At 51.9% G+C, this 18,142-nt stretch carries 17 protein-coding genes; 6 read left to right on the forward strand and 11 right to left on the reverse strand.

Translation table 11 applies throughout. From position 1 onward, the window contains the following. Positions 1 to 19: 19 nt before the first annotated feature. The 7 genes from GZ59_RS01770 to GZ59_RS01800 all read right to left on the reverse strand — a co-directional run bounded on the left by GZ59_RS01770 (position 20) and on the right by GZ59_RS01800 (position 6,143). Positions 20 to 601, reverse strand: coding sequence for an NAD(P)H-dependent oxidoreductase (locus GZ59_RS01770; protein WP_011091967.1), 582 nt, complete (start codon positions 599 to 601; stop codon positions 20 to 22). Between the two features lie 202 nt (positions 602 to 803). Then, the gene (locus GZ59_RS01775) at positions 804 to 1,667 is read right to left on the reverse strand and encodes a ketose-bisphosphate aldolase (protein ID WP_011091968.1); all 864 of its coding nucleotides are present in this window, start codon (positions 1,665 to 1,667) and stop codon (positions 804 to 806) included. A gap of 89 nt (positions 1,668 to 1,756) precedes the next feature. Continuing rightward, positions 1,757 to 2,608: a class II fructose-bisphosphate aldolase gene (locus GZ59_RS01780; protein ID WP_011091969.1), complete on the reverse strand. Its 852-nt coding sequence runs from the start codon at positions 2,606 to 2,608 to the stop codon at positions 1,757 to 1,759. Between the two features lie 11 nt (positions 2,609 to 2,619). After that, positions 2,620 to 3,711 carry a PTS fructose transporter subunit IIC gene (locus tag GZ59_RS01785; RefSeq protein WP_011091970.1) on the reverse strand — a complete coding sequence of 364 codons (1,092 nt, stop codon included), beginning with the start codon at positions 3,709 to 3,711 and terminating at the stop codon, positions 2,620 to 2,622. A 25-nt stretch (positions 3,712 to 3,736) separates the two neighbouring features. Then, a complete protein-coding gene (locus GZ59_RS01790; protein WP_005975566.1) occupies positions 3,737 to 4,051 on the reverse strand; it encodes a PTS fructose transporter subunit IIB in 315 nt (104 codons plus the stop codon). 13 nt (positions 4,052 to 4,064) lie between these two features. Beyond that, the gene (locus tag GZ59_RS01795; protein ID WP_039289661.1) at positions 4,065 to 4,544 is read right to left on the reverse strand and encodes a PTS sugar transporter subunit IIA; all 480 of its coding nucleotides are present in this window, start codon (positions 4,542 to 4,544) and stop codon (positions 4,065 to 4,067) included. 48 nt (positions 4,545 to 4,592) lie between these two features. After that, positions 4,593 to 6,143 (reverse strand): BglG family transcription antiterminator, encoded by a 1,551-nt coding sequence (locus tag GZ59_RS01800; protein WP_080641324.1) that lies wholly within the window; start codon positions 6,141 to 6,143, stop codon positions 4,593 to 4,595. A 511-nt stretch (positions 6,144 to 6,654) separates the two neighbouring features. On the opposite strand from GZ59_RS01800, the gene GZ59_RS01805 reads away from it, so the two are divergent. The 5 genes from GZ59_RS01805 to GZ59_RS01825 all read left to right on the forward strand — a co-directional run bounded on the left by GZ59_RS01805 (position 6,655) and on the right by GZ59_RS01825 (position 13,013). After that, the gene (locus GZ59_RS01805) at positions 6,655 to 6,990 is read left to right on the forward strand and encodes a DUF2314 domain-containing protein (protein ID WP_011091974.1); all 336 of its coding nucleotides are present in this window, start codon (positions 6,655 to 6,657) and stop codon (positions 6,988 to 6,990) included. 277 nt (positions 6,991 to 7,267) lie between these two features. Then, the gene (parC, locus tag GZ59_RS01810) at positions 7,268 to 9,538 is read left to right on the forward strand and encodes a DNA topoisomerase IV subunit A (protein WP_039289667.1); all 2,271 of its coding nucleotides are present in this window, start codon (positions 7,268 to 7,270) and stop codon (positions 9,536 to 9,538) included. Between the two features lie 149 nt (positions 9,539 to 9,687). Further along, positions 9,688 to 10,425: a 1-acylglycerol-3-phosphate O-acyltransferase gene (locus GZ59_RS01815; protein ID WP_039289670.1), complete on the forward strand. Its 738-nt coding sequence runs from the start codon at positions 9,688 to 9,690 to the stop codon at positions 10,423 to 10,425. 72 nt (positions 10,426 to 10,497) lie between these two features. Continuing rightward, on the forward strand, positions 10,498 to 11,913 hold the full coding sequence (gene ftsP / locus GZ59_RS01820) for a cell division protein FtsP (protein WP_039289673.1): 1,416 nt from the start codon (positions 10,498 to 10,500) through the stop codon (positions 11,911 to 11,913). Between the two features lie 362 nt (positions 11,914 to 12,275). Further along, the gene (locus GZ59_RS01825) at positions 12,276 to 13,013 is read left to right on the forward strand and encodes a GntR family transcriptional regulator (RefSeq protein ID WP_039289676.1); all 738 of its coding nucleotides are present in this window, start codon (positions 12,276 to 12,278) and stop codon (positions 13,011 to 13,013) included. A 42-nt stretch (positions 13,014 to 13,055) separates the two neighbouring features. Here GZ59_RS01825 and dkgA read toward each other — a convergent pair whose 3' ends face one another. From dkgA to GZ59_RS01840, 3 genes are all read right to left on the reverse strand, one after another. Continuing rightward, positions 13,056 to 13,883 (reverse strand): 2,5-didehydrogluconate reductase DkgA, encoded by an 828-nt coding sequence (gene dkgA / locus GZ59_RS01830; RefSeq protein ID WP_039289678.1) that lies wholly within the window; start codon positions 13,881 to 13,883, stop codon positions 13,056 to 13,058. A gap of 271 nt (positions 13,884 to 14,154) precedes the next feature. Continuing rightward, a complete protein-coding gene (gene yqhD, locus GZ59_RS01835) occupies positions 14,155 to 15,318 on the reverse strand; it encodes an alcohol dehydrogenase (protein WP_039289683.1) in 1,164 nt (387 codons plus the stop codon). A gap of 3 nt (positions 15,319 to 15,321) precedes the next feature. Continuing rightward, the gene (locus tag GZ59_RS01840; RefSeq protein WP_039289686.1) at positions 15,322 to 16,062 is read right to left on the reverse strand and encodes an NADPH-dependent oxidoreductase; all 741 of its coding nucleotides are present in this window, start codon (positions 16,060 to 16,062) and stop codon (positions 15,322 to 15,324) included. Positions 16,063 to 16,313: 251 nt separating this feature from the next. On the opposite strand from GZ59_RS01840, the gene GZ59_RS01845 reads away from it, so the two are divergent. Continuing rightward, positions 16,314 to 17,279 carry an AraC family transcriptional regulator gene (locus tag GZ59_RS01845; protein ID WP_048018342.1) on the forward strand — a complete coding sequence of 322 codons (966 nt, stop codon included), beginning with the start codon at positions 16,314 to 16,316 and terminating at the stop codon, positions 17,277 to 17,279. Between the two features lie 29 nt (positions 17,280 to 17,308). Here GZ59_RS01845 and GZ59_RS01850 read toward each other — a convergent pair whose 3' ends face one another. Further along, on the reverse strand, positions 17,309 to 17,968 hold the full coding sequence (locus tag GZ59_RS01850) for a DedA family protein (protein WP_011091983.1): 660 nt from the start codon (positions 17,966 to 17,968) through the stop codon (positions 17,309 to 17,311). Between the last annotated feature and the right edge of the window lie 174 nt (positions 17,969 to 18,142).

Below are 18,142 nucleotides of genomic sequence, written 5' to 3' on the forward strand. Positions count from 1 at the left end.
GAGGTGTGTAAACTGCCGATCAGGCAAAGAGTTGATCCAGATGCTGGCGGTAGTTTGCAAGATAAGCGGGGACGTCCGGTGCCTTGATCACATCGTTGCAGATGAAGGTCGGCAGTGGAGATAACCCGATAAACTGGTTTGCTTTGTGGAATGGCAGATAAACCCCGTCGACCCCTACACCGTGGAAGAACTGATCAGGATCGTCGAAAGCTTCCAGCGGCGCATTCCACGTCAGAGACAGCATGTATTTCCGGCCTTGCAACAACCCACCAGAACCGTATTTCTTGCTGGCATCTGAACGGCTGCGGCCATCGCTGGCGTAAAGCGAACCGTGGCCGGCGGTAAACACGTCATCGATGTATTTCTTCAGTATCCACGGTGTATCCATCCACCAACCCGGCATCTGGTAAATGATGGTATCCGCCCACAGGTAGTTCTGAATTTCCTTTTCAATATCATAGCCGTTGTCCACGACAGTCACGCGAATGTCGTGACCTTTATCGCGTAGAAAACTGGCGGCGACGTCGGTAAGGGTGTCGTTCAACTCACCTTTGGAGTGGGCGAATGATTTGCCCGCGTTAATCAGCAAAATCTTCTGCATAGGTCTGTTCTCGAATCGGTTATCACGAAGAGGTTGGGCGTAGTCTAGGGGAGCGAGCGATGAAGAAAAATGGGCGGTAGCGCATAACACTGTTGACTGAATATCAACAATAAGAGGCGGAATGCCGCTATGTTGAAATAATGCGTAGAGGGCAAAAGGCAAGAGAATCCTTCCCTTGCCCTGTTCAGATCGTGTGGCGTATCTATCGATATAAAGCGGCTTTTCCTATTGAGCCGAAGAGCGCCATTTTATAGCGAATCACCTCTTTTGCCGCGTTGATCGGTTCCGGGTAGATGGCATTAGGGTCCCACCAGGTTTCACGGCTGAGGATTTCCCGCGCTTTTTGGAAATAGGCGAATTTCATATCGCTGGAAATATTGATTTTGCCTACGCCCAGCGTCACCGCTTCGGCAATTTCGGCGTCTGGGTTTGCTGAGCCGCCGTGCAGGACGAGTGGGATCGATACCCGCTGCGAGATATCTCGCAGGATATGCATTTGTAGCTCTGGCTTCAGGTCTTTGGGGTAGATACCGTGCGCCGTGCCAATGGCAACGGCTAACGTATCAACGCCCGTCCGGTTAACGAAATCTTCCGCCTGCTCGGGGTCGGTATAGATCACTTTGCTGACGCCGCCTTCTATCGTGGTGCCAGTATCACCAATCGTGCCTAATTCCCCCTCGACGGAAACGCCAACGGCATGCGCCAGTTTTACCACCTCGGTGGTGAGTGCGACGTTCTCCTCATAAGGCAGGAGCGAGCCGTCGATCATCACGGAGGTAAACCCGCATTGGATGGCGCGCAGAACGTGCGCGATCGAGGCGCCGTGATCGAGGTGGATGACAAACGGAACCGGGCTGCGCAGCGTTCTTTCTCGCACATAAGCGAAGAACTCATCGGTAACGAAAGCCAATTCGCTCGGGTGGATAGAGATGATGGCGGGGGTATTCGTTGCTTCGGCTTCTTCCACCACGGCGCGGATAAAGCAGCTATCGGCCACGTTAAACGCTCCGATAGCGAAGCGATGCTCACGTGTGGGCTTAAGCATATCGGTCATAGAAATCAACATGATGTGTCTCTCCTGTGTCGGATAAAGGGCAAAGCGTTCCTGTATCAGTGGATAACCACTGATGGCGAAGGTCGGTAAAGCGCGAACGGTCAGGCTTTGTTGGTTGAACCGGACCAACTGAGATAATCGGCGACCACGTCGCGGCACGCGGATTCCATCGTCGCTAGCAGGTCGGATAGCTCCATCGTTGGGTACTGATGTAGCGCCTGCTGCAACGCCGTTTTCCCTGCCTCAAAAACAGCTGCGCCGACGTTGATTTTGGCGACACCGTGACGGCTGACGCGGCGAATGTCGTCGGCCTTGGTGCCGCTGCCGCCGTGGAGTGCCAGCGGCACCGTTGATGCCTGATGCAACGCTTCCAGTCGCTCAAAATCAATCCGTGGCGTCACTCCGGCAGGGTAAATACCGTGGGCGGTGCCGACCGACACAGCAAGCAGGTCGATACCGGTTTGGCGGATAAAGGGAATGACATCCTCTACTTGCGTCATTTTCACCGTGGCATCCTCAAGGTCGTAGACGGGGGCATCGGCGATATGCCCAAGCTCACCTTCCACACAGACGCCAGCGGTCGCAGCGATGGTCACTACCTGCTGTGTGCGCTGGATGTTTTCCGCCAGCGGATAGCTGGAAGCATCGATCATCAGTCCGGTAAACCCCGCACGGAACGCCTGCCCGATCAGGTTGAATGCCGTGCCGTGATCCAGGCTAAGCGCAACAGGGACGGTTGCCCGTTCGGCCAGCGCCTTGACCAGTGGCACCGCGAGATGCGGCGGAAAGTGTGCACTGTGTCCTTGGTAAACGTTAAGGATCAGTGGCGCACGCTGTTGCTCGGCGGCAGCAATGGCCGCACGAGCAGTCTCCAGATTGAAACAGTTGATGGCGAGCACGGCATACTGCTGTTGATACGCGTCATCAATGAGGGCTTTCATTGCGGCATACATGGCGGCTCCTGTTATTCGAGAGTGAACTTAATGTCTTCGTCACGAACGCGGCTGTCATCAACGTCGTCGAACTCTTCATCAGCCTGTGTGACGCGTTTCTTAATCAGCGACAGCATCACGCCGCAGATTACTGTGCCGATACCGAGCGCCAGACAGAACATCAGCGGCTTGGTAAACAGCGGGACCACAAACATGCCGCCGTGCGGCACGGGTGCCTCCACACCCCAGACCATGATCAGTCCGCCCGCAATGGCGGAGGCGACAACGCAACTGGCAACGACCCTAAATAAATCGCGTGCGGCAATCGGGATGACCCCCTCAGTAATCATGCAGATCCCCATCGGGAAGGCCGCTTTCAGCGCCTCTTTTTCTGCGCGGGTGTACTTGTAGCGAGTCAAAAAGAAAGAAAGCGTGATGCCGAAAGGCGGAATCATTGAACCGACAAACTTGACGGCTTCCGGCCCGTAAATGCCATCGACCAACATGCCGTCTGCGAAGAGCGACATCGTTTTGTTTACCGGTCCGCCGAAGTCGAAGGTTGCCATTGCCCCCAAAATTGCGCCCATCAGGAATTTTGAACCGCCTTGCATGGATTCCAGCAGATGAATCAGCGATTTTTGCAGCCAGATGATGGGTTGACCGATAAACGTCATCATCAGCAGTCCCGCGATAATGGTACTAAGCAGCGGCAGGATCATGACGGGCATCAGCCCCTGCATCGACGTGGGTAGCTTGATGTAGCGGCGCAGCAGCAACACCGTGTAGCCGACTAAAAATCCGCCGAGAATACCGCCGATAAACCCAGTTTGAATCTGCCCGCAGATAAAGCCCACAATCAGGCCGGGTGCAAAGCCGGGGCGGTCGGCAATCGAGTAAGCGATCGCGGCGCTGATTAGCGGCACAATCAGCCCCATTCCCCAGCCGCCGATCTGATTGAGCATCCATGCGATGCTGCCGGTTTGCTTGCCGACATCCGGACCACCGATGACCTGACCGAGAGCAATGCAGATCCCGGCGGCGACAATCAGCGGGATCATCCAAGAAATACCGGTAAGAAGATGCTGTTTTATTTCCTGTCCAACGGTTATTTTTCTGGTGTTCATAATGATTACCCCGAAATGGATATATTCAGGCACCCGCTAAAGAGCTAGCGACTTTTTCCAGAAACTTGATTGGAGATTTAATAACGACCTCCGTTTTTACCCGAACGATAGGTTTACCTTTAAATCGTTCCTCTCCTGTTATTTTGATATCGATAGCCAGAATAACGACGTCGGCGGCGGCTATCTCATCGTGTGTTAATTCATTCTCGGTGCCAATCGTGCCTTGGGTTTCCACTTTGATCGCATAATTTAACGCGTTGGCACCTTTAATAAGTTTCTCGCGTGCGATATAGGTATGCGCGATACCTGCCGTGCAGGCGGCAACACAAACAATATTCATTTTGAGCCTCGTCTTATATCGGAGTGACAGGCGCTGTTTCTGCATACTGACTAAACAGCCGAATAATTTTATGGGGATCGGATTCGTCCAACAGTTGAGCAATCACCTCATCATCGGCCAGTGCACTGGCAACCTGAGACAGCAGGCGAATGTGTGTCGTGTTCTGATCTTCCAGACGCACGGCAAAGAGAATAATGCAGCGAACCTGGCTGCCGTCGAGCGTTTCCCAGGGGATATCCTGACGGGTTCGGCCAATCGCGAGCGTGGTTTGTTTTACGGCAGATGATTTCCCATGAGGGATCGCAATATGGTTTTCAAAGCCGGTTGAACCTTCGGCTTCACGTAACCAGACATCATGAATAAAATCCTGTTTATTGGTAATAGCGCCATCGGCATACAACAGGTCGGTTAATTCATTAATGACTTCATCTTTATTCGTCGCGAACATGTCTAACTTTACGCGGTTGGCATTCAGTATTTTATTGATATCCATTTATCACACCTCATCTATAAATTTAAAAAATTAACGTTCGGCCAATAATCAGTGAGGAACGGCCTGATGCAGTTGATTCGCGATAACTTTCTCGGTCACGCGTTTAATGTCATCGTCATTAAAAAAGGCGGATACATAAACCACCGGAATCAGTTGCTCTTCCAGATGAATCGTAGAAATAATTAGCTCAATATCTTCCTGCTGACAGAATATCTGCATATTACTGGCCGAAATAACGCCAACAATAATCCAGTCAGGAAACGCGCGCAGAATACGGTTTTTTAGCAGGTGCGATGTTCCCACACCGCTGGAGCACACCACCAAAATTCGTTTGTGAGCAATTTGGCGTTCCAGCGCGGCTTGAAAATGAATGGTCAGATAGCCGACTTCATCTTCAGCGACCGGTTTTAATTGAAATCGCAGACAGACTTCATTCATGGCTTGCTGAGTCATTTCATAAATATCGATAAATTCGCTTTTGATATCGTCTAATAATGGATTGCGAATGTGTATTTGATACTTTAATCGGTTAAGCAACGGCTTGATATGAATAAGCAATCCTTCATGTAATAACTTATCCGTACGCAAGTCGATATTGATTAAATCAGAAAATACCTGCGTTAATGCACGCGTAATTCTACGCGATTCACCGTTAGAAAATTGGTAGCGAAGCAGTTGGTTATCTGCACGCTCTTCCATCACAATGCCTGAAGAGATAATATATTGGTAAATAAACCAGACTTCATCAGAAGGTAGCGTACTCTCGACGCGTTGCTCTATTTGGGTCACCATATTTTTAGCGATGGAGAATATGCGATTATCAACCTGCTGATGAATAGAGTCTTCCGCCATGATGAGCGCTTTTCCCTGCGCAATGCGGTGCATCATAATTAAGGTATGGGTGAAAATATTGATGTAATAAGGCTCGCCGAGCGGATAAGAAAGCGCTTTCTCCATGTCTTGTAACAGCGCTTCGACGAAGGAAACGTCTTTTTCACCGAAATAGTTAATCAGCGCCCTATAGCTGCCGGGGTCGAGACGAGAGTGGCTAAGCGGGCCGGGCTCTTTATGGTGCATAACGTCATTAATCAGCGAGGCCATCGCCTGACGCACCTGATTTTCACTGCCCTCAATGTGCGTGCCGCTCTGGCTGCGAACCAACGATAATCCCAGTGGATGTAGCCAGCTTTCGATAATTTTCAGATCGTTAACGATAGAGGCACTGCTGATAAAGTAGCGTTCTGACAGTTTACTTATGGAAGTTTCGTGAGGTGTGTCGCTTAATAACTGTGAGGCGATTTTGACGCGGCGAGCATTATTGATCAGGGCATCGGTATCGCCATCATCCACGACAAGCTGCTGTTCCAGCAACGTGAGGTGTCGATCGTCATCCGTTGTTAACATGATGCCCGCACCGACCTTTTTGTCTGGATAAATATTCCAGACAAAAAGGAAGGCTTCAACAAATTGCATATCGCGATAGACGGTTTTTTCCGACACATCCAGGTAATGTGCAATATCTTTAACCGTTACATATCCCTGGTGTTGTAACAGATATTTCAATAAACGGTTCTGGCGGGAGGTGAGTGGCTGCATCATATTACCCTCTGTGATTCGTTAGATTTTCTGATGCTTATCGGATTGATGATTTTTTCTAAATAGTTTCCTGTTTTATTTTCTCTTTCGATTTATTTAAATAGGGTGCTGTAGTGATTAATTTAGTCGTGATAGTCGATAGGGACAATACTAAATACTGTCCGCTGAGTAGGACAAAATTAAAACATGATGCTGAGTGAATATTAATTGGGATCGCGATCACGTTATCATGGGTAATAATTGTGATCTCATCTGCATATTAATTATTTCGCATAAATAATGCAGTGAAAATAAGAATAGGAGCAAGCCAGGACAGGGGTGAAATAAAAAGGTAAGAACGCCGTGCTGTGCGTTCTTACCCTATTGTGGTGGCGATGTCTGAACTGAACATCGCCTTATGTTAATCATTATCGTTTGCGCCGACAATGATGATGAATAATTCTTAATGAAACGGTATGTTTGCTATCAAACTGCTAAAGCAGACTGCGTCTGTGCGATGTATCAATGAGGTGTAATGAAATTACCGACTTACGAAATCGATCACTACGAGCTGGACGATGGCGAAGCGATTAACCGCGAGTACCCAGATTCATTCTGGATTCCGGCCAAAGCGGTACGTGAATCACTTGCGTCTGGCGATTTTGTTAAGTTGATCTTCCGTATGGAGGAAACGGCGGGCTCTGATGACCTTTCGGTAGAAAGAATGTGGGTCAACGTGACAAAAAAGCACGATGCGTTTTACGAAGGGGTTTTAGATAATGAGCCTACGGGAAGCGACTGTGTGCAATGCGGCCAGGTTGTTACGTTTCATTCTTGCCACGTGATTGGTATCTATGGAAAGAATGAATAGCCGCATTGCTAATCTGGCTGTGCTGTATAAACGATAAGATCGTCGGTTTCCGTGTGGGGTGAAACGATTACCGTCTATCACCCGAGCGTCAACTTCTACCGCTAGCCACCTTCTCTGGGAACCGTCGGATTCACACCAGCAATCACCTGTGGGGCCGCGACGTTGTTCCCTGTGACATCGCCTCATCAGATAAGGTACTATTCCCGCCAAACATACCGCCGCTATGGCGTGTCGGAAAGCGTAACAATCGCGCCGCGATGTGAGGAAAGTGAGATAAATGAGTGAGATGACTCATGACGGCGCAGAAAGCCTTGCGCTGCGCACGTTTACCGAAAATGCATACCTGAATTATTCCATGTACGTCATCATGGACAGGGCATTGCCGTTCATTGGCGATGGTCTGAAACCTGTGCAGCGTCGCATTGTGTATGCGATGTCCGAGCTGGGACTGAATTCCAGCGCCAAATTTAAAAAATCCGCCCGCACCGTGGGTGACGTGCTGGGTAAATACCATCCACACGGTGACAGCGCCTGCTATGAAGCGATGGTGCTGATGGCGCAGCCGTTCTCTTACCGCTACCCGCTGGTGGATGGTCAGGGGAACTGGGGGGCGCCGGACGATCCGAAATCGTTCGCTGCCATGCGTTATACCGAATCGCGGTTGTCCAAATACGCGGAAGTGCTGCTGTCAGAATTAGGGCAGGGCACGGTCGATTACACCCCGAATTTTGATGGCACGATGCAAGAGCCGAAGATGCTGCCTGCGCGTCTGCCTAATATTCTGATGAACGGTACCACTGGGATCGCCGTCGGCATGGCAACGGATATTCCGCCACACAATGTGCGTGAAGTCGCTGCGGCAACAGTCATGCTGCTGGAAAATCCAAATGCCTCGTTGGACGATTTGTTACAGCATGTGCAGGGGCCGGATTTCCCGACGGAAGCTGAAATCATCACGCCGCGCGATGAAGTGCGCAAACTTTACCAGAACGGCCGTGGCTCGGTACGCATGCGCGCGGTTTGGAAGAAAGAAGACGGTGATGTGGTGATTACCGCGCTGCCACATCAGGTTTCTGGTGCCAAAGTGCTGGAGCAAATTGCCAGCCAGATGCGTGCGAAGAAGCTGCCGATGGTGGAAGATCTGCGTGATGAATCCGATCACGAAAATCCAACCCGTCTGGTGCTGGTGCCGCGCACGAACCGTATCGATATGGATCAGGTGATGAATCATCTGTTCGCCACTACCGATCTGGAAAAGAGCTACCGCGTTAACATGAACATGATCGGTCTGGATGGTCGCCCAAGCGTGAAAGGGCTGGTCGAGATCCTGAGCGAGTGGCTGGTATTCCGTCGCGACACCGTGTGCCGCCGACTGAACTACCGTCTGGAAAAAGTGCTCAAACGCCTGCATATCCTCGAAGGTTTGCTGATTGCGTTCCTGAACATTGATGAAGTGATTCATATCATCCGCACGGAAGATGAGCCGAAGCCCGTTCTGATGCGCCAGTTCAGCCTGAGTGAAACACAGGCTGAAGCGATCCTGGAGCTGAAATTACGCCACTTGGCCAAGCTGGAAGAAGTGAAAATCCGCGGTGAGCAGGGCGATCTGGCAAAAGAGCGCGATCAGCTTCAAGCGCTACTGGCGTCGGATCGTAAGCTAAGCAATCTGATTAAGAAAGAGATTCAGTCGGATGCGCAGACCTATGGTGACGATCGTCGTTCGCCGCTGCATGAGCGCAGTGAATCAAAAGCGATGAGCGAGCATGACTTTGTGCCGTCTGAACCCGTTACCATTGTGTTGTCGGAAATGGGCTGGGTACGCAGCGCCAAAGGGCATGACATCGATCCTACCGGGCTGAGCTATAAAGCGGGCGATAGCTTCCGCGCCGCGGCTAAAGGCAAGAGCAATCAGCCCGTGGTGTTTATTGACTCCACCGGCCGCAGTTATGCGCTGGATCCGATCACCATGCCTTCTGCGCGCGGTCAGGGCGAGCCACTGACAGGCAAACTCACGCCGCCTCCGGGTGCGACGATTGAACAGGTGCTGATGGCCGCAGACGATCAGCCATTGCTGATGGCATCGGATGCGGGCTATGGATTTGTTTGTACCTTCAACGATCTGGTGGCGCGTAACCGCGCAGGTAAAGCGATTATTACGCTACCGGATAACGCGAAGGCGCTGACTCCTATCGAGATTAAAGGCCAAGATAACCTGCTGATGGCGATCACCGCCGCAGGCAGAATGCTGCTGTTCCCTGTCTCCGATCTGCCACAGCTGTCGAAAGGCAAGGGCAATAAGATTGTGTCCATCTCTTCGGCCGATTTTGCGGAAGGCAAAGATCGTCTGACCTGGCTGTATCTGCTGCCACCACAGGCTTCCGTCACGCTGTATTTCGGTAAGCGTAAGCTGGTGCTGCGTCCGAACGAGCTTCAGAAGTATCAGGGCGAGCGCGGACGGAAAGGTACGTTACTGCGTGGGCTGCAACGCATCGATCGGATTGAGGTGGATGCGCCGCAGCAGATTGATACTGGCAGCAGCGAAGAATAACTCCTCCATATTGTCATTGTGCATGTTGAGAAAGGCGGTGTTTACCGCCTTTCTTTGGTTTCCGGTTGCCATCCGCAGCAAATTGAATCACCGTGTGTTTTAGCGCGAAATCGCTATACTAGCGGCGGCTGTCGGCTAATGAGGTTGCTATGTTATCCATTTTGCGTTTTTTTGTTGTTGTTATATTTTCGATTTTGATCTGTATTTTTGGCTTATTTTACTGCCTGTTTAGCCCTCGAAATCCCCGTCATGTAGCGACCTTCGGCCGTCTTTTTGGTCGCTTGTCCGTGGTGTTTGGCCTGAAAGTAGAAATGCGGATACCGGAAGAAGCGGCGCATTATGGCAACTGCATCTATATCGCGAATCATCAGAATAATTACGATATGGTCACGGTATCCAGCGCGGTTCAGCCACGTACCGTTACCGTGGGTAAAAAAAGCCTGCTGTGGATCCCGTTCTTTGGGCCACTCTACTGGTTGACGGGTAACTTGCTGATTGACCGTGAAAATCGTGCCAAAGCGCATGGCACCATCGCTCAGGTAGTGAAGCATATTAAAGAGCGTAATACGTCTATCTGGATGTTCCCTGAAGGCACTCGCAGCCGTGGGCGCGGCCTGATGCCATTCAAAACCGGCGCTTTCCATGCTGCGATTAGCGCAGACGTGCCGATTGTGCCGATTTGTGTTTCTACCACCAGCAATAAGGTGAAATTAAACCGCTGGAATAACGGCCTCGTTATCGTAGAAATGCTGCCACCGATTGATACCCGAGCATATACCAAAGATCAGGTCCGAGAACTGGCTACACATTGCCATGATGTGATGGCGGCCAAGATTGCGGAGTTGGATGCGGAAGTTGCGGCGCGCGAAGCGGCAGGCAAAAAATAAACTTACCCCATCGATTCTTGGATTATTTCTTAGTTAAACTTTGCTTACGGTTAACAGATTTACGGAGTCATTATGTCACTCAGCCGACGTCAGTTTATTCAGGCATCGGGCCTTGCGTTATGTGCGGGTATGACGCCACTGGCGGTGAAAGCCAGTGGGAATCCCATCGCATTGCCGATACCGCCATTACTGGAGTCGCGCCGAGGCCAGCCTCTTTTTCTGACGATGCAGCGTACCCATTGGGCATTCTCCGGTGATCGTAAGACATCCATTTGGGGAATCAACGGCCGTTATTTAGGGCCGACGGTGCGGGTATATGACGGCGATGACGTTAAGCTGATTTACAGCAACCGCCTGAACGAGCCTATTGCGATGACGATTGGTGGGTTGCAGGTACCTGGGCCGCTGATGGGGGGGGCCGCCCGCATTATTTCTCCAGGCGGTGATTGGTCACCGGTGTTGCCTATTCGTCAGCCGTCGGCGACCTGCTGGTATCATGCGAATACGCCGAACCGCATGGCTCCCCATATCTATAACGGGTTGGCTGGGCTATGGCTGGTGGAAGACCGCGTTAGTAAATCCCTTCCGCTTCCCAATCACTACGGTGTTGATGATTTCCCATTGATTATTCAGGATAAACGACTGGATAACTTTGGTGTCCCTCTCTATAACCCGTCTTCTAGCGGTGGATTCGTGGGGGACTCGTTGTTAGTTAACGGTGTCCAAAGCCCCTTTGTTGAGGTTTCTCGTGGTTGGGTTCGACTGAGATTGCTGAATGCATCTAACTCTCGTCGTTACCTCATGCGATTAAGCGATGGTCGAGCGATGCATGTGATCGCCAGCGATCAAGGGTTGCTACCTGCACCGATGGCAGTGAGCCAGCTTTCTCTCGCGCCCGGCGAACGACGTGAAATTCTGATCGACATGTCGCAAGGCGAGGAAGTCACGCTGACGGCAGGTGAGTCCGCTGGGATTATGGATCGCCTGCGCGGGCTGTTTGAGCCTTCCAGCATCCTGATTTCCACCCAGATACTGACGCTTAAACCGACGGGGCTGTTGCCATTGGTAACGGACAACCTGCCGATGCGTTTGCTAGCCGATAACATCATTGAAGGTAGCATCAGCCGCACGCGAGAATTCCGTCTGGGTGATAGTTTGCCCGGCATCAACGGCGCGATGTGGGACATGACGCGTGCTGATGTACAAACCCAGCTTGGCCGCTGTGAACGCTGGATTATCCACGCCGATACGCCGCAGGCTTTCCACATTCAAGGCGTCAAATTCTTGGTGCGCAGCGCGAATGGTCGCCCACCGGCGGTGGAAGACAGCGGTTGGAAAGATACGGTATGGGTGGATAACGATGTCGAACTGCTGGTTTATTTCATGCAGCCTTCCTCAATGGCGTTTCCCTTCCTGTATTACAGCCAGACGCTAGAACTGGCCGATCGCGGCTCGACAGGGCAGCTAATCGTACAGTCTGCGATGTAAACCTATAGCCCGCCAGTCTCCTTCCACCGTATCCCTCTGCCGTGACCCATGTTACGGCAACCTCGTCTGACAGCGATGTTTCCGATGCCCACTTGCTTCTTAATGTGATCTACCTCTATTCAGACAAACCAAAATTAAAGATACGGGGCCGTGCGGACGATACCTTATATATTGATGTTACTATGAATTATGGGTGAAGTATCGTTTGGCGTACGTGCTGTTCTGTGGCTGATGAGTGCTAAAAATCATTTTTTATTACAACAATTTCGGAGTCAGAACGTTTCGTTTCGCCATGAAATCAGGTTCACTTCTGTTTTAACCTGTACGCAGCGACTGGCTGCGTCACTAAAAAAGGCTGCACTATGCGGGAATTACTGCTTTGGGTCAGGGATCAGCTGGCTGGGGCGTCGTCGGCGCCTCGCTATATGCAGCTCGCGTCGTTGCTTGAATCAGAAATCGGCCGCCGTAAGACGCTATCAGGGCAGTTCTTACCTGCTGAAAGATTGATTGCGCAACAGTTGGGATTGTCGCGCGTGACGGTTTCCCGCTCCCTGTCGCTGCTGGAAGAAAAAGGACTGGTTGTTCGCCAGCAAGGTGTGGGAACCCGCGTTACCCAGCGACTTAATTATGCCTTGAGTGCTGAGGATGAAGGGTTCACCGCGCTCGTGCTGAAACAAGGCGGCATCGCTGGCAGCCTCTGGTTAGAGAGATCAATACAGGTTCCGCCTGCTAGCATCGCGGAAAAAATGTCTTTGCCAGAAGGCGAAGCTGTCACCTATCTGCGGCGTGTTCGGCTAAGCAATGGCGAACCTGTCTCACTGGAAACGACTTGGATTCCGCAAAAATTCTTACCCGACCCAGAAACACTCGAACAGTCGCTCTATCAATATTGGATAACGGGTGGGGTCATACCGGACAAAAAACGCTATCGTTTCAAAGCGATTGCCTGTGCGGCAGAAATCGCTACGCTTCTTGGTATTGCGGCGGAAGCCCCTGCGCTGTATTGCCAACTGCATGTTTATAACGAACAGGGTGAACTGCTGGAATACAGCGAAGCGCACTGCCGTAGCGATGTGTATGAGATTCAGTTTGCCGATTAGAGGAAAAATGCCAGCATGGGGAATGCTGGCATCGATGGTGGATTAGTCGTTTCTCGGTTCGTCAGGGTCCGATCCCAGGCGTTTCCCGCAATCCAGCTTGGCAATGTCACCCAGCTCGTCTTTATCAAGACGGAAATCAAACACCTCGAAGTTTTCCTTGATACGCGCAGGCGTCACCGATTTAGGAATCACCACCAGCCCACAGTCCAGATGCCAGCGGATGACAATCTGTGCCGGTGTTTTCCCGTATTTCATCGCCAGTTTACGGATAATAGGGTGATCAAAGACTCCTTCGCCACCCTGCGCCAGCGGGCTCCAGGATTCAGTCTGGATATGGTGTGTGGCATTCCAGGCATGGAGCTGCTTTTGCTGGAGAAGCGGGTGCAGTTCGACCTGATCGATGACTGGCAATACGCCCGTTTCTTCTTTTAACTGCTGTAAATGGTGAATATGGAAATTACTGACGCCGATGCTTTTCGCCAGACCTTGTTCCTGAAGTTTGATGAGCCCGCGCCAGGCATCGACGAAGGTATTCTGTTGCGGCAATGGCCAGTGAATCAAGTAGAGATCGACGTGATCTAACTGAAGTTTTCGCAGGCTCTCTTCCAGTGCTTTCTGGGGATCGGTGTGATCGCCATTCCAGAGCTTGGTGGTGATGAACACTTCTTCACGCGGCAGGTTCGCGGAACTCAGCGCCTGACCGACCGCTTCCTCGTTCTTATAAATCGCGGCGGTATCGATCGCCCGATAACCAATGGACAATGCTTCAGTCACGGCGATCACCGTATCCTCACTGCTTGCTCGCCAGACCCCAAGGCCCAACTGGGGCATGATATTACCGTCCGCCAGCTTAACTTTCGGTTGCGTCATCTCATTCTCCTTTTTATATCCGTTAATCCATAAACGTATCATAGGCTTAACTGGATGGGCGACCTGTTCATATCACGGACATAGAGGAACGTGATCCCTCGCAGGAACAGGCATATGATTTCAGTTTAGTAGAAAAATTCGTCTGCTATACGTTACCTGATGATAAAGGGAGCCGATCGGCTCCCCTTAACAGACACAGCATTGAGGGTATAGGTGTGGTTTAAACGATAGTGTTTTCTCCTGTAACTCGAATGATTAAGGGTAAAGCGATTTAACGCGCTGCTTCATAAATCTTCTGGCTTTCTTCCAACGTAATGTCGCGGTGCTCGCCTAATGCGGTCAGGCCGTGCTCGCTGAGTTTGGCGACCAGTGTCGGAATGGAACTGCCATCCAACTGATAGTCAGACAGGCGGGTCGGCACGCCCATTTTTTCGAAGAAGTCACGCGTGGCGGCAATCGCGCCGTCGATACGTTGGTCTTCGCTACCGTCGCGCAGGTTCCAGACGCGCTCGGCGTATTGCAGCAGCTTGTCACGTTTCTGGCTTTTTCTTGCCGCCAGCATGGCCGGCAGAACGATAGCCAGCGTTTGGGCATGGTCGAGGCCGTGCAGCGCCGTTAATTCGTGCCCCAGCATGTGGGTTGACCAATCCTGCGGCACACCTGCACCAATCAGGCCGTTCAACGCCATGGTGGCGCTCCACATTACATTGGCTCTGACCTTGTAGTTTTCCGGTTCAGCCAGTGCACGCGGGCCTTCTTCAACCAGCGTCAGCAGCAAACCTTCCGCAAAACGATCCTGTACTTTGGCATCGACGGAATACGTTAGGTACTGCTCAACCGTGTGAACGAAGGCATCGACCACGCCGTTCGCGATCTGGCGAGCGGGCAGAGTGTAAGTCACGACTGGATCGAGCACGGCGAAAAGCGGCTGTGTGTGTGGTGAACGGAAGGCGAGCTTATCGTTGGTTGATTTACGGGTGATGACCGCGCCATTGTTGGATTCTGAACCGGTTGCTGGCAGGGTGAGTACCGCTGCCAGTGCGACGCCGCGATCGATTTCCGCTCCGCCGGTTTGCAGAATGTGCCACGGGTCCTGTGCGGCCTGATAATCCGCCGCAGCGGCGATAAATTTCGTGCCGTCGACGACAGAGCCCCCGCCAACCGCCAGCAGGAAGTCAATCTTCTCTGCACGGACGACCTCAACGGCTTTCATCAGCGTTTCATACGTCGGGTTCGGTTCAATGCCGGAAAATTCGCGTACGTTGCGGCCTTCCAGCGCGCGATAGACCTGATCCAGCACGCCATTGTGCTTCACGCTGCCGCCGCCGTAAGTGATGAGGATACGGGCATCGGCAGGAATTTCTTTGCCTAATTCAGCAATCTGGCCTTCGCCAAACAGGATCTTGGTCGGGGTATGGAGTGTAAAATTTAGCATAGGTTATTTGTCCAGTTTAAAGCCCTGTTGAAGGATCGCGGGCAAGACTTTCGGGAAGTAGATGTGTTGGTAATAGCTGGCGGTGTTATCACCCCAGTTGTCGCCGTCTGCGCGGCCGGTTTGCTGCCAGTGTGTCACCAGCGTGTGGTTATATTGCTCAATCGCTGCAGGCAGAACGTCCTGATGATAGGTTTCATCATGGCGGAATGAATTCAGCGGCAGGCGCGGTTTCTGATGCGCTGGGGTATCGACGTAGCCGATAGCGACGCCCGCGACGGGGAACGTCAGTTCAGGGAGTTGCAGAAAGTCGATCAGCGCCTGCGGTTCGCGACGGATGCCGCCGATAGGGACGATACCCAGCCCAAATGAGCGTGCGGCAGCCATCAGCGTGCCGAGCGCGATGCCGACATCCGTTGTGCCAGCGATCAGGCTTTCGACACTTTCATGCGCGTGCTGCTGTTTGCCGCTCATGGTAATCCCGAGCTGCGTTTTATGCATGTCCAGCACCACAGTGATGAACACCGGTGCTTTGGCAATCCACGGTTGTCCACCAGCCAGTTCGGCAATGCGTGCCTTGCGTTCTGGGTCGCGGGTGACGATGAGCGAGACCTGTTGAGAGTTCACGGACGTCGGTGCTAAATGTGCGGATTGAATAATGGCGTCCAGTACGTCATCGGGAATGGGTTTATCAAGATAGCTACGTTCGCTGCGATGTGACGTAAACAGTTCAATCGTTTTATTCATGTCTTTGCCCAGGTGATGAGGGGACGAATGTATGCTCAGTATTGTCATCAACCAACGGAATACGTTCAATGCACATTTCTGTTTGGTTATTGCCTATTTCTACAAAACATAGGAGAAAAGGGTGATAAAAGTTCATGGGTATGTCATTTTGTTTCTCCTATCAGGAGAGAAGCTTCAGGCAGCAAAAGAGAACCCGTAGCGAGATAACACTATATTTATGGAGACCAAGGCATGTTGATGGAGACCAAGACATGTTGACGGAAGATCAAGGCATGTTGACGGAAAACCAATGCGAGCGGCTTGTTCAGCAACAGGCCGTGCGGCAGCGCATCGTGCAGCAGGCAATACGCTGCTCAACCAAAAGCTGGGTCACGCCTTCGCTCGTGCCTCAGGTCAGAATTCTGTATACGGAACAGCATCATCCGCGTGTGCCAGTGATGTATGAGCCAACGATCGTCATCATTCTTCAGGGCAAAAAAATTGGCTATCTGGGCGGAAAAACGTTCCAGTACGACCCGGAAAATTATCTGTTGATGACCGTTCCACTGCCGTTCGAATGTGAAACGATAGCCAGCGTTGAGAACCCTTTGGTAGGGATGTCGATCAGCATCGACGTCCAAATGCTTCAGGATTTACTGATCGACATCGGTGATGATGACAGCGCGATCCGTCCTTGTTCCGGGACTTGCGGGGTCAACAGTGCGCCGCTGACCGATGAGATTCTGTGCGCCGTTGAGCGGTTGCTGGATGCGATGAATAACCCGCGCGATGCCCGCGTACTGGGCCCGACGATTGTACGCGAGATTATCTATCACATACTCTGTGGCGAACGCGGTGTAGCATTACAGGCGCTGGTGAACCGGCACACGCACTTCAGCCAAATCGCCAAAGCGCTGCGTCGCATCGAAAATCACTACGCCGATAGCCTGAATGTGGAACAGCTGGCAGCCGAGGTGAACATGAGCGTCTCCGCGTTTCATCATAACTTCAAGGCGGTCACCAACACCTCGCCGTTGCAGTATCTGAAATCCTACCGCCTGCATAAAGCGCGAGTGATGATGATCAACGATGGCCTGAGAGCCGGCGTTGCAGCGGCTCGAGTCGGATATGAGAGTGCGTCGCAGTTTAGTCGGGAATTTAAACGTTATTTCGGTGCGACGCCGGGTGACGAAGTGACAAGATTAAAGGCCACTAATATGGCGGTTGAAGAAGGCTGAATACGGCAATAAATCGCACGGTTGCCGGATTAGGCGACCGTCCGTTTTTTACGCCATACAATGACGGCCATACCAATAAGGCCGCTGACCAGTAAAATAACTGGTAATAGGATCAGCGCGGTCATCACCTGATCTTCATAGCGTTTGACCAGCGGGATGTGGCTGAGCGCATAGCCGAGCGTGACAATCCCCCCGACCCACAGCAGCCCGCTGAGCCAGTTGAAAATCTGAAAGCGTGTATTGTTTAGCCCTGAAATCCCCGCCATCGTTGGTAGTAGTGTGCGGATGAAAGCTAAAAAGCGGCCAACCAAAAGCGCCGTCATGCCGTGACGGTGGAACAGGTGATAGGCGCGCTGGTGGTAATGTGCAGGAAGCTGCAACAGCCAGCCTTTTACCAGACGGGTATCACTTAGCCAGCGTCCTTGAAGGTAGCTGAGCCAACAGCCGAGGCTGGCGGCAATGGTGAGCAGAATCATCGTGGGGAAAAAGCTCATCACGCCTTTGGCAATCATGGCACCGGTGAGCAGCAGCAGGCTATCGCCGGGCAGAAAAGAGGCTGGTAGCAGGCCGTTCTCCAGAAACAGCGTCGTGAACAGAATGCCGTAAATCACCCAAATGACGTGGGGATCGGCCAGTGCACTAAAATCCTGCTGCCAGAGCGCCTGAATAATGTCGTGAACCATACTCATATTACTTCCCGCCAGTGACGATATTCACTATCTCTCAGGCAGCGGCGGTGGAATGCTGGGTTACCTGAAATCTACTGCCTATCAAGCCCTAAAATCAGTCTACCCGTCATACTTCAAGCTGCATGTGCGTTGGCTTCCTTTGTTCACCCCAGTCACTTACTTGAGTAAGCTCCT

Origin of the sequence: Pectobacterium atrosepticum, from assembly GCF_000740965.1 — a bacterium.
Classification (GTDB): Bacteria; Pseudomonadota; Gammaproteobacteria; order Enterobacterales; family Enterobacteriaceae; genus Pectobacterium; species Pectobacterium atrosepticum.